Annotated in this window: 10 protein-coding genes; 7 read left to right on the top strand and 3 right to left on the bottom strand. The window is 36.2% G+C overall.

What is annotated here, in order from left to right:
- Window positions 1–73 precede the first annotated feature (73 nt).
- From AsAng_RS20550 to AsAng_RS20530, 5 genes are all read left to right on the top strand, one after another.
- Window positions 74–3,526, top strand: coding sequence for a DUF4175 family protein (locus tag AsAng_RS20550; RefSeq protein ID WP_264788984.1), 3,453 nt, complete (start codon window positions 74–76; stop codon window positions 3,524–3,526).
- Between the two features lie 156 nt (window positions 3,527–3,682).
- Window positions 3,683–4,090 carry an ATP-binding protein gene (locus tag AsAng_RS20545; RefSeq protein ID WP_264788983.1) on the top strand — a complete coding sequence of 136 codons (408 nt, stop codon included), beginning with the start codon at window positions 3,683–3,685 and terminating at the stop codon, window positions 4,088–4,090.
- Window positions 4,091–4,195: 105 nt separating this feature from the next.
- Window positions 4,196–4,627, top strand: coding sequence for an rRNA maturation RNase YbeY (gene ybeY, locus AsAng_RS20540; protein WP_264788982.1), 432 nt, complete (start codon window positions 4,196–4,198; stop codon window positions 4,625–4,627).
- Between the two features lie 156 nt (window positions 4,628–4,783).
- A complete protein-coding gene (locus AsAng_RS20535; RefSeq protein WP_264788981.1) occupies window positions 4,784–6,778 on the top strand; it encodes a glycosyltransferase family 2 protein in 1,995 nt (664 codons plus the stop codon).
- Between the two features lie 11 nt (window positions 6,779–6,789).
- A complete protein-coding gene (locus AsAng_RS20530) occupies window positions 6,790–7,668 on the top strand; it encodes a hypothetical protein (protein WP_264788980.1) in 879 nt (292 codons plus the stop codon).
- Window position 7,669: 1 nt separating this feature from the next.
- Here AsAng_RS20530 and AsAng_RS20525 read toward each other — a convergent pair whose 3' ends face one another.
- Window positions 7,670–8,920, bottom strand: a complete 1,251-nt coding sequence (locus tag AsAng_RS20525; protein WP_264788979.1) for a DUF1501 domain-containing protein — start codon at window positions 8,918–8,920, stop codon at window positions 7,670–7,672.
- Window positions 8,921–8,923: 3 nt separating this feature from the next.
- Entirely contained in the window at window positions 8,924–10,477 is a 1,554-nt protein-coding gene (locus AsAng_RS20520; protein ID WP_264788978.1) for a DUF1800 domain-containing protein, read from the bottom strand.
- A gap of 546 nt (window positions 10,478–11,023) precedes the next feature.
- Between AsAng_RS20520 and AsAng_RS20515 the strand changes: the two genes are divergently transcribed.
- Window positions 11,024–12,157: a hypothetical protein gene (locus AsAng_RS20515; RefSeq protein WP_264788977.1), complete on the top strand. Its 1,134-nt coding sequence runs from the start codon at window positions 11,024–11,026 to the stop codon at window positions 12,155–12,157.
- 82 nt (window positions 12,158–12,239) lie between these two features.
- Here AsAng_RS20515 and AsAng_RS20510 read toward each other — a convergent pair whose 3' ends face one another.
- The gene (locus AsAng_RS20510) at window positions 12,240–12,665 is read right to left on the bottom strand and encodes an ATP-binding protein (RefSeq protein WP_264788976.1); all 426 of its coding nucleotides are present in this window, start codon (window positions 12,663–12,665) and stop codon (window positions 12,240–12,242) included.
- Between the two features lie 52 nt (window positions 12,666–12,717).
- Between AsAng_RS20510 and AsAng_RS20505 the strand changes: the two genes are divergently transcribed.
- Entirely contained in the window at window positions 12,718–12,879 is a 162-nt protein-coding gene (locus tag AsAng_RS20505) for a hypothetical protein (RefSeq protein ID WP_264788975.1), read from the top strand.
- The last annotated feature ends 336 nt before the right edge of the window (window positions 12,880–13,215 follow it).

Below are 13,215 nucleotides of genomic sequence, written 5' to 3'. Positions count from 1 at the left end.
AATGTTCTAGGCCTCAACTTCCTAGACCAATGGTTTGTTATAATCCCTAAAATATAAAGTAGGAGGACAAAATATGCAAAATAATAATTACCAATCCTTAATTGAGAAAATAGACCAATTTACCCGAAAATACTACATGAATAATCTTATTCGTGGAAGCTTGTATAGTATAGGAGGGCTGTTGGCTGCCTTTATTAGTTTTGCGCTCTTAGAGTATTATTACTTTAATGCAACGGTATCTTCTATGGAACTCCGAAAAGGGCTTTTTTATTCCTTTTTGGGAATTAGCGCTTTGACTTTAGGCTGGTTTGTTTTTCGACCATTGTTGCAATATTTTAAGTTAGGAGATGTTATTTCGCACGAGCAAGCTGCTAAAATCATAGGACAACATTTTGGTGCAGTAAAAGATAAATTGCTCAATGTTTTGCAATTAAAGGAACAAATGGGCTATACGGATTCTGTGTTGGTGGAAGCTAGTATCAATCAAAAAATAAAAACACTCAAACCTGTTCCTTTTGCTGCGGCTATTGATCTAAAAGAAAATAAGCGTTATCTCCGTTATGCAATCCCTCCATTGTTACTCTTACTATTGTTGTTGCTTACGTCTAATATTTTGGAAGAGAGCACCAGCCGTATTATCAACAATAATAAAGAATTTGAGAAAGCAGCAGCGTTTAGATTTATTGTGGAAGATGTGGAGCGCAAAGTTGTTCAGTATGAGAATTATAATCTAGAAGTAAAAATAGAAGGAGAGTATTCGCTTAATGAGGTTTTTATAGAGGTTGATAACTATAAATACAAATTAGAAAAAGTAGATCCTAATACTTTTAGATATACTTTTGTTGAATTGCGTAAGGATACAGAGTTCAACCTTACTGCCCATGGTGTTGTTTCCAAAAAATATGGAATTGATGTCTTGGAGAAACCTCAAATTGCAGATTTTGACATCGATCTAAAATATCCTTCTTATACTGGAAGGTCTAACGAATCAATTACAGGGATTGGAGACTTGATTGTTCCAGTAGGAACCAATATTGAGTGGCTATTTAAATCTATTAATACCAATAGTTTAAATGTTCAATTTCCTGGTGAGAAAAACCGCATCGCTACTACTCAAGTTGGAGAATCTGCTTTTACCGTTAAGAAGCGCATTTTAAAAGAAGGCGAATACAAAATTTTTATTGCCAATAAAGAATTGCCTAAAGGCGATTCTATTTCGTATTCTTTGACACTTATTCCTGATATGTACCCTTCTATTGATGTCAAATCCAATAGAGACAGTCTAAATGATAAGGTGGTGTATTTTGTTGGTGAGGCATCAGATGATTATGGCTTAAAAGCGTTGAATTTTAATTACAAAATAGAACGAGCTGAGCAAGCAATTAAGGAAGATCAGCTGGCAATGTCAATTACCAAAGGAAAGCAAACCACTTATGATTATATTCTTAATGTTAAGGAGCTTGATTTAAAACCAGGGGACAAACTTAGTTATTATTTTGAAGCTTTTGATAATGATGCTGTTAATGGAAGTAAGTCGGTTAAAACAGCCGTCATGTATTATGAAATGCCTTCTATTGAGGAATTAAAAGAGCAGGAAACAACCAATAATGCAGAGATTAAGAATGAGCTGGAGGATGCTATTAAGAAAATGAAAAAATTGGGCGATGATGTAAAACGGGTCCAAAATAGAATCTTGCAAAAAAAGGATATGAATTGGCAGGATAGACGGGAATTAGAGAAGTTGATCAAAGAAAGAGAGGCCATCGAAGAAGAAATTCAAGATGCTAAAGAGAACTTTGATGAAAATGTCCAAAAACAAGAGGAATATCAAGAGGTAAGCAAAGAGATTGCTGAAAAACAAGAAATGCTTCAAAAGCTTTTTGATGAGGTCATGAATGACGAAATGAAGGATTTGTTTAATGAGATGGAGGAAATGCTCAATGAGATGGATCAAGAAAAGCTAAAGGAACAGTTGGATGAAATCAAAATGAGCGAGGAAGAAATGGAGAAAGAACTGGATCGAATGCTGGAGCTCTTTAAGAAAATGGAAGTAGAAAAAGCGATGGAAGATGCAGTGAATGAATTGGATTCTTTGGCAAAAGAACAGGAGGAATTGAGTAAACAAACAGAGGAAAATGCCAATAAAGAAGATAAAAAAGGAGACAAGGAAAATAAAGATGGAAATAAAGAGAAGGGCGATAAAAATAAAGATGGAAAGCAAGAGGAAAAGAAAATGACACAAGAGGAGATCGAAAAAAAGCAAGAGGAAATTAATAAGAAGTTTGACGAGGTCATGGAGAAGGTAAAGGAGGCCAAAGAGAAAAACGAAGAACTAGAGAGTCCGATGGATATGGAGAATGAGGAAATGGATCAACAAGAAAAAGATACCAAAGAAAATCTTCAAAATAGTAGCCAACAGTTGCAGAAAAAAAACAATAAAAAGGCTTCTAAGTCTCAAAAGAATGCTGCACAGAAGATGAAGGAAATGTCGAAAGAAATGAAAGAAATGATGCAGATGAACCAAATGGAGCAAATGAAGGAAGACATTAAGAGTATGCGTCAATTGCTAGAAAATTTGGTAGATATGTCTTTTGACCAAGAGGATCTGATTGATGAAGTTAATATAACCGTTACCAATACACCTACTTATGTCAAATTGGTGCAACAACAAGATAAAATCAAAGATGATTTCCGTCATATTGAAGATAGCTTACAAGCGTTGAGTAAACGAGTTTACCAAATAGAGGCTTTTGTTACAGAAAAAGTTACAGAAGTGAAAAAAACGCTTAAGAAGAGTGTGAAAACCTTAGAAGAACGCCAAAAACGTACTGCTGTTGTACAACAACAATATACGATGACTGGTGTTAATGATTTGGCTTTAATGCTCAATGAAGCAATGGATCAAATGCAGCAGCAAATGGCACAGCAAATGCCTGGAGATCAAATGTGTGAAAAGCCTGGTAACGGAAAACCTGGAGGGCAGGGGAATGGAATGGGCAAAGGGGGCAAAAAACCTGGTATGGGGGGCTTGCGTCAGTTGCAAGAGCAATTGAATAAGCAAATGCAGCAAATGAAGGAACAAATGAAACAAGGTAAAATGCCTGGTGGAAAACAGTTTGCTCAAATGGCCGCTAAACAAGCCGCTATTCGAAAAGCATTGCAGGATGCCAAAAAGAAAGGACAAAAGAAAGGAAAAGGTGGTGGAAAAGAATTGCAAGATATGATTGATGCAATGGACAAAGTAGAAACGGATTTGGTCAATAAGCGTTTGCCCAATGATATGCAAAAACGCCAAAAGGATATTTTGACTCGTTTGTTGCAGGCTGAAAATGCAGAACGTGAACGTGAATTGGATGAAAAACGAAAGGCAGAACGCCCAGATGAATATGTTCCTAAAATGCCTCCTGCATTGGAAGAATATCTCAAAAAACGTCAGGGTCAAGTGGAAATGTTCAAAACTGTTTCGCCTTCATTGAAACCTTATTACAAAAATCTCGTAGAAAGGTATTTTAGAGCATTAAATTAAATGCTTATTAGAAAGTTGCTTTTAAAGAATTAGGGAGCTTTAAAAGCATCTTATTTACCCCAGTTTTAAATAGTTCCCCTATTTTTGTGCTGGTGTGTTTATAGACAAATTCTAAGAAGCATTAATTATTAAAAAACTAAAAACCAACATTTTCTAATGACAGAACTTGCACTTAACTTAACACTTGAATCTCATCCTAAAAACATAGCAGAGGTAGAACCTTATGTTACTCAGGTGGTTAAAAAATATGAGATCAATCAAGAGTTATATGGTAATATGTTAATTACGCTAACAGAAGCAGTAAGTAATGCTATCATACATGGGAATAGTGCCAAAGCGGCAAAGAAAGTATTTGTTTCTACCAACTGTTCGCAACAAAAAATTTGCTTTACCGTCCAAGATGAAGGATCTGGCTTTGATCCCGATGGTTTACCTGATCCTACGGCTCCAGAAAACATCCTAACTCCTGGTGGTAGAGGTGTTTTCTTGATGAGACAGCTTTCTGACGCTGTTACCTTTGGTGACGATGGGCGTTTAGTCACACTAGAATTTTCTTTGCAATAAAATAGAAAGTGTATATTTACACCTTATATAAATGTATTTTGATCCCGACTGAGCATAGGACTGAGTCGGGATTGTTTTTGAATTAATCAACGTGAAATAGTAAAAATGCAATTAACATTTTATTCGGAAGATATTGATTTTGAATTGGCAGAAGTAGAAAAAATCAAAAACTGGTTGAAAGGGGTGATCAAAAATGAAAATTGGACCTTGGGAGGGCTGACCTATATTTTTTGCAGTGATGCTTATTTGCATAAGATGAATGTGGAGCATCTTGATCATGATACTTATACGGATGTTATTACCTTTCAATACAGCGAGGAAGTTGTTGAGGGGGATGTTTTTATTAGTGTAGAGCGAACCAACGAGAATGCAACGACTTTTGGAGTGAGTGCTGCTCATGAGTTGTATCGTGTTATGGTGCATGGCTTATTGCATCTAATGGGGTACAAAGACAAATCTCCAGCAGATAAAACGCTTATGACCGCCAAAGAAAACCAATATTTACAGGTGCTAGAAAAATATTCAACGACTAATTAAATTAAATGTAGTAGAAAGAGACGAATGAGAGCGATCTATCTATTCCGCAAATTTGTAGGACAAATGCAATAATCCTCAATTTCTTTGGTATCTTTGGAGCTTCATAGAAACAATCTCAAAGCGCTCCACAAATAATTATCGACGACTCAATTTGGCATGAAGCTATCTGTTATTATAGTAAGCTATAAAGTACCTTATTTTTTGGAACAAACACTATTGTCTGTCCGAAAAGCAGCTGAACGGGTAAGCACAGAGGTTATTGTTGTTGACAATAATTCGAAAGATAACTCTGTGGATTTGGTAAGGGCAAAGTTTCCAGAGGTTAAATTGATTGCCAATACCCAAAATACAGGCTTTGCAACGGCTAATAATCAGGGAATTGCTATTGCAAAAGGAAAATATATCCTGTTCCTAAATCCAGATACTGTTGTTCGAGAAGATACCTTCGAGAAAACAATTGATTTTATGGAAAGGCAGCCCCAAGCAGGTGGTTTAGGGGTTAAGATGATTGATGGAACAGGTGTTTTTCTGCCTGAATCTAAACGGGGGTTTCCTTCCCCTGCTGTTGCTTTCTACAAAATTTTTGGCTTGTCCAAGTTATTCCCCAAGTCTAAACGTTTTAATCATTATCATTTAGGCTATTTAGACAAAGAGCAGACGCATGAAGTTGATGTTTTGTCAGGGGCTTTTATGCTAATGCCAAGAGCTATACTGGATCAGATTGGCTATTGGGACGAAGCTTTTTTTATGTATGGAGAAGACATTGATTTGTCTTACAGAGTGATAAAAGCAGGCTATAAAAACTACTATTATGCTGATACAACCATCATCCATTATAAGGGAGAAAGCACAAAAAAAGGAAGCCTAAACTATGTGAAGGCCTTTTATGAGGCCATGATTATTTTTACCCAAAAGCATTTTCAAGGATCTAAGGCAGGCTTATTTGTTATCATGCTTCAGTTTGCCATCTATTTTAGAGCTTTTCTAACCCTACTTTCTAATTTTACCAAAAAGGGTTTTTTATTTGTTTTGGATACTTTGGTGGTATATGGGGGGATGTTGGCGATTAAGAATATTTGGGCACAAATTCGTTTTCAAGATGCCCATTATTACGATAGCAATCCAACGCTAATTTATTTTAATTTCCCTTTTTATGTTATTATGTGGCTTTTTGCTGTATATCTAAGAGGGGGCTATGACAAGCATGCAAGAGTGGGGCATGTTTTGACAGGGGTATTGCTCGGAACGGTGTGCATTACTTCTATTTATGCCTTTTTTCCACAGGAGTTACGTTCTTCTAGAATGTTGATTTTATTAGGGGCATTGTGGACCATAATAGCTGCCTATTTTAATCGAAGTATTGTTTCTTTACTTCAAAATAATACCCTGTTCTGGAGCGAATCCATTCAACGAAATGTTATTATTGTAGGAGAGCCCGAAGAGAGCCAACGTGTACTAAATTTGTTGTATCAAGCGCATGTAAATATTAATTTTATTGGAACGGTTACTCCTTATGAAGAAGTTAATCTAGATGAATTATTGGGGCAAGTTCAAAACCTTGAAGAACTTGTACACGTTTATAAGGTAAATGAACTTATCTTTTGTGGTAAGGACATTAGTTTTGAACAAATTATTTATTGGATGACCAAATTAGGAACGGGAATGACCTATAAAATTGTTCCTGAAGATAGTGTTTATATTATTGGTTCTAATTCCAAAAATAGCGCAGGCGATTTATATGCTGTTGATATTAGTTTTAATATAGCGAACTCTATTCAGCAACGAAATAAGCAAGTATTGGATATTGTCTATAGCTTGATTTTCTTGCTGCTTTCGCCAATTCTACTTGTATTTGTCCAAGGAAAAATTGGTTTTTTAAAAAATATAGTTGCTGTTCTGTTTCGCAGAAAAACTTGGGTAGGTTATTCTCCCAGTCCTCAGAACAAAAATTTGCCAAGCTTATTGACAGCAGTTTTGACCCCTCTAGATACCTTAGAGGTAATGCCAACAGAGCCACAAACACTGCATCGAGTTAATTTGTTTTATGCCAAGGATTACTCAAGTAATATGGATTTAAGCATAATAAGTAAAGCTTGGCGTAAGTTAGGTCGTCAAAAGCTGCCAATTTATATCCCAAATACTAATGATTAAGGAAACATTTTATGAATGCTGAAATTTATTATGATAACGTTTTTGAACTATCACCACAGTACCCGCTTGCTGTCTTGGAGTTTTTAAAGGCAGAATTACAATTGGGCAAGAAGTATGTTGTTATGGATGTTCATACGCATAATGGACAGTTGAGTAAATTACTTCAAAAGCATGTGCATTTAGTTTGTTCGCTCTCTTCAGATCCAGAATACCATAACTATTTGAATCATAAACTGAAAAATGTATCTAATTTTTTAAGTCTTAATGCAATTCCTGAATTAACGAACATAGAGGAAGACTCTATTGATTGTTTGTGTATCGATGAAACCTTTAGTCGTTTTGACAGCCTTCGTATGGGGGTAGAATTTGAACGAATTCTAAGGCTGAATAGTTATGTTTTGATTTTGCAAAATCAATTGTATGAAAAAGAAGGATCTTTTACAGAAGCTTACCTCCAATTTCTAAAAATGCATTACACCAATGAGGGGGGAATTTCAAAAATTCCTAAGGAAGAAGCATTGAATGCTTTTTATAAGCATGGATTTGCCTTAAAAATTTTTGGAAACCAACAGCGTTTAAATTGGACAATGTTAGAACAATATTATCTGACAAGTTTAGAAAAAAACAACCAAGTTCCCAAAGCAAATACATTAGTTGAGTTGCAACAACTTTTTGAAAAATTTGAACAAGACGATCAAGTTACCTTAGAATACCAGACGCATTTATATTATGGTTTATTTAATTATTCTGTTCCTGAAATTTCTTTAAGAAAGAGCATTTTTTTTAACCTATTGCGCCCTTTTGCTTTTGGTTTTTATGTATTGGTCAAGGCTAATATTTATTTTTGGAAAGCATTGTATAAATTTAGAAATAAACGGGCTCCAAAATAATTTATAAAAAACCAAGTGCTTGATGATGGTCAAAATTAGGAAAGATGAAATCTAATTTTTTAGATTGCAGGCGTTTGCTTAATACTTCACCTAAAATTGTTCTATAATCAGTGCTTACTGCTAGATCTACATTCTTATCTAATTCATGGGTTGCCAAGCCTGGCCATTGACCATACATCTTTCCTCCTTTGACATTTCCACCCAAAACAAGCGCCAATCCACCATGTCCATGATCTGTGCCACCACTACGGTTGGACTTTAGGCGTCTACCAAATTCACTCATAACTACAATGGTCATGCGCTGATGATAGTTGCTCAAATCGTTATAAAAAGCAGCCAAAGCATTGGAAAAACCTGCTAGGTGTTGAGGAAATCGAAACGCTTGATTTTCGTGATGGTCCCAACCATCATATTCTACCATGGCTAGATGAGTACCCACATCCATTTTTATTAATCGAGCTAAATTTTTAAGCGACTGGCTAAAACTCTTGATGTACCATTCTGTGGGATAATCCACGTCATGTGCTGGATGATAATCCAACGCTTCGCCCTTGCTATTTTTTTTGAGTTTTTTCTGAATGTGTTGTAGGGTAGCCAATGTTTGTTGTCCTGTTTGGTCTAAGAACGTATTTCCATTGTAAAATTCCCTCAAAACTTCTTGCATAATAGGCTCTCCAATAACGTTAAAATCGGCAAGATCATCAATCGAGGCAGCCTGTTGACAACCCAAAAAGGAAGTTGGTAAGCCATTGCCACCAATTGCCACAGCAGGTAGTTCTCCTTTATGAGATATGGTTTCAAAATAACGCGTCATCCAGCCTACGGCATTGCCTTGGTTCTTCGTTAATCCTTGCTCTATTAGATTCATGGCTTCAAAATGGCTGCGTGTACCATTGGTCAGCCCTGTTGCATGAACAACCGCCAAATCTTGGCTATCATAAAGTTCTTTTAGAGCAGCGGCTTTAGGGTGAATGTTGAAGTCTAGACCATCCAATCCATTTTTGAGCGTAAAATTAGCATTTTCTGGAACCCTGAGTTCTTTAATTCTTGCATCTGCATAATGGCGATTGCCCATTGGAGCAATAAAATTGAGGGCATCGCAGCCGCCTCTCAGAAAAACAAAGACAAGAATCTCTTCATTGGGATTATTGGAAAGAAGTGGTTGGTAGGCAAAATTTTGAATATTGGGGAGGGCAGACAAGGCTATTGTACTTCCCAAGCCCTTTAGAAAGTTTCTTCTATTTAAATGCATAATTTATCGATATTGAAATTGAGGAGCCATAAGAATGAGTGAAATAACATGCGCAAAACGATAAGCTCGATCTTCTTTGCCATAGGTGAGTGGAGGATCGTCCTCTGTTTTGTTCTCAACCAATAAAATATCAATGAGTTTTTGTTGATGAGCAGGAGAAAACCCGTGTTGAGTGCCTAATATTTTTTGTAGCCAAAACTGTACGATTTCTTTACTGCTTTTGACTGTTGAAGGGGGGAGGGCATCAGCATCAAACCGAACCATTTTATGCCAATCGTCAAACAAAATAGTGGGCATAAGGTTCCAGCGTTTGAGCAGCATACTACTATTGAGCCAATAAGTAGCCTTGTCGGGATGCCCAGTAGGCGTTGACCAAGTAAATAAATGATAGCCCATTTGTTGAAGCATCCACTGTAGATTAAGGTTGGGAGAAAAATCTAATTCTAAGGCTCTAATCATTGAAATCAGTAGCTCAAAAGGATTTTTAACTTTTGAGCCCAAAGAATTCTTAAATTCTTCGGAGAGCAAGATGGTTCGAACCACTTGTTTGATTTGTTCTGGCGATTGTTGATGCTGCATCCATGTTTTTACGGCTTTGTCAACAATAGATTGGGGAGGATGGTCAGCTATGAATTTGATACATAGTTTGGTACAGATGAACTGAGCTGTTCCCCTGTGATACGCTAACAAATCCAACACCTTTTGTCCATCGGCTAAAGGGGCTTGATTGGATTGGAATTCAACCCCTAAAATTCTTTTTTGATAATTGTCATGCCAAGCTTCAAGGTACAAAAATGCCCCTGTATTGGGCTTTTCTCCTCCTTCTGTCCAGGCTCCATCGGCAACAGTCCACCCCGTGAAAGCCCGTGCCGCTTCATAAATATCTTCATCAATATACCCTTCTGCCTTTCCTGCTGTTGCACCAGGTACTTCTCGCCATTTGTTGTACAAATGATTCCAATAGTTCTCCTCGCCAAGCGTATGCAATTCAAATAATTCTCTGGCAAAATTTTCATTGGCAGGACTGGCTCGGCTAGAAGCATTATTTAGATAAAATAGCATGGCTTGGCTTTTGGCAACCGCTTCTAGAAAGTCACGAAAGTTGCCTAAGCAGTTTTTTCGAATGACATCACGGTCATAGAGCGGGAGCGTAACTGCAATACGCTCATCTGCGTTAATACTAACATTAAAGTGATTGTGCCAAAAGTGAACTAAAATTTCTCGAAGTTGCCATTGGCTATAAATGGCATTAAAACAGGTGTCGATCAATACTTCGGCAGCAGGGATGCGTCCCTTTTTTGCTAAGGTTTTTTCATCCTTGGCGATTTCCCAGAGTTGTTCAATAGAAGCATGGATGTAGTTAAACCCTTGATCTTTGGCTCCAATATCTTTGTTGTTGAATCGGAAAGCAGCCTTTTTTTTGATCAATATTGGTGCTTCTTCTTCGCTAGGAGCTAGTTGTTCTTCTAGATAGGCTTCTAGTCCTATTGCATTTAGTTTGGCAAGGCTTGCTGGGGTTGGACCAAATGAAATTCTATTTAAAATCTTATGTAGCATAATTAGAAGGATTAGGCGATCTAAATATAGGCATTGGGCAAGGAGAAGGGGACAAATTGTCTGTTAGGGATTGTTCAAAATAGATGCCAACTTGTACCATAAAAGATTAAAGGGGCACTCTTATAATAAGAGGCTAATTTAGATAGGAGGGAACTAGGCACTATTTAAATATAATAATTACCTTTGTAGAGGATGAAATGTTTAAAAATTAGGGTTCTTTGACAAATCGTGAGGTAAACACTAAAAAAGGTAAGCTTTTAACTACTTTTTAGCTTCGCTGCTAGGCATCCCTGTTGGTACACCATATCAAACTGCTCGTGCACTACGTTTATGTGGTTTAGTAGAAAGTTATAAGTCCTAAGTCGTATGCTTAGTTCCTGTAAATACAGGACATACGACTTAGGACTTATAACAAAAGTAGTAATAAGCAGGCAAGGTAGTTTACGATTTCACACAATTTGTCAAAGAACCAAAATTAGTACACTAAATACCTACCTAACCTTTATCAATTTTATCAAGTTGATGGGAATAATTAATGGAATGAAAATGAAACAGATAAGCTTATATTTTTTTATAGTTGCTGCATTACTTATTGTTCAAAGCTGTGGCTCTGATTATTCTGCAATAGATAAAAATGTAACTTTTCCGAAAGAAGTTGTTGCTCCTGAAGGTGTGCGTTTTGATTATTTGATGTATGAAAATGATTATAATGCTGTTCCTAGGAATGCTAATGCCGCAAATTATAGTAAGGAGTACCAAACAAAAGGCACTTCTGGGATGCATTTTAGACTTACGAATCAAAAAGCTTTCGGACCTGGTGTTAATGCTTTTGTGAATAAGGTTAGAAAGGGAGAATGGTATCATATTTCTTTTGATTGTTTCAAACCTGCTAAAGCGATAAGAAAACCTGCGAATATAAAGGGATTTGTGGTTGTTAGTTTTCATAGAGGTGATTCAACATTGCACTATACTACTTTCTCTATTAATGATTTATTAGAGTCGCAAAATAAACAATTGGTGGACAAATGGGAAAATCTATCCTTGTGGTATGAGGCACCAGACAATATTGAAAAAGGAGACCGCCTAAAAATTTATCATTGGAACCCTATGGGGGGAGATCTTTATCTGGATGATTTTATAGTAGAAACATGGACCACAGAGCCTTTAGCTCCTGAGGAGGGGCTAATTTTGAGTCATCGTGTACTCGAACAAAATTATGAAACTAGTGATTTAGCTCCTCAAACAACCAAAGAAACGGCTGCTCGTGGTCTTTTTTCCTGTGTGCTTTCTAGCCAAGCAGGAAAACACCAATACGGAAGGGGTTATGATGGAACACTTGCTGAAGTAGGGGCGCAGGCTGGAGACTATATCAAGGTCTCTTTTTATGCACTAAAGAAACATAAAGTAAGAAAATATGCTGGTTCTGCTAGCATGGTTGTATCGCTAGGGCATGGAAATGAACAACGATTTTGGAGAGGCTTACCAATTGATGCTAGATTGTACAAAGATGGGAAACAAACTTATGGAAAATGGATCAATTTAGAAATGTGGCAAGCTATTCCCGAAAATGCAAAACCTACTGATCGTTTAAAAATTTACCCTTGGAACAAACAGCCTTTTCCTATTTATATTGATGATTTGAGAGTAGAAGTATGGAAAAAGGAAGTAGTTATTGAGTAACTATGCTCCCTTTTAGTACATCCTGCTGAACCACTAAATTAAAGGGATATATTACACCATATACTGTTAAACTTTGAGCGGATTAGATTTGCTCTTTGCTCATCCAAGTGATATTATAATCTACAATTCTTTTATAATTGTACTCATCCATGCATTTACGTACTAAATGCAATCCTAAGCTATCCATATTTTTATATTTAGAAGCATTGTTGTACTTAGGGGGAGAGGTATAAAATGGATTGAAGGGGATCCCCTTGTTAATTAGTTTGATAGCAAGTTTCCCTGTGTCAAATAGTTGTAGTGTAATACCAATTTCTCCTTGTTTGTTTTTTGGAAAGCTGTGTTGAACTATGTTGGCTAATAATTCGCTAATTGCGGCATTAACACGATCTATCGTTGTGATAGGAATTCCATGAACATGAGCAAAGTTTTCAAGCGACAAAATTGCAGATTGAATATCCGCAGTGGAGTTATTAATGATAATTTTTTGAGAGGTAATTTCTTGCATATTACTTATAATTCATAGCCCAATTATAGGAAATAGAAAAAAAAGTTAATAAATGAAGACTCATTGTTTACAAAAAGGGCAAATGATTCGGGGGAAACCATCGCCCATTAAAATAAGGATATTATTATCGATTAGCTATAATGCTATTATTATCATTGAAAATTGGGTCAGTGATAAAGTTTTTAGTGTTAAGGAATTAACGACTCAAAGTTAACAAAATATTACTTTTAGGGAGGTAGGATTACCTTAAAAAAAAGAAAAAAAAATAGTTATATACTTTGTTTTTTATATTTAGAGAGGGGCGATATTATGCAACTAATTTTATAGAATAATGCAACTGATATATGAATTATTTTACCATAATACTAAACTGTCCTACGATTTAGCACCTCAAAAAGAATCCCCATTCTATTTGGTAAAACGTCAATCTACCAGTTGCACTTAGTCTAAAAGTTCCATTAAACTAACTATTAAAACTCTATTTGAAGATTAATAGTTGTCTTATGCATATACAAAACTGAGCCAAACTTTATTTTATTGATTGTTAGTG

It is taken from the genome of Aureispira anguillae (assembly GCF_026000115.1).
Taxonomy (GTDB): Bacteria; Bacteroidota; Bacteroidia; order Chitinophagales; family Saprospiraceae; genus Aureispira; species Aureispira anguillae.
Note: the sequence above shows the minus strand (reverse complement) of the source record. Positions and strands in the feature narration are given on the sequence as shown.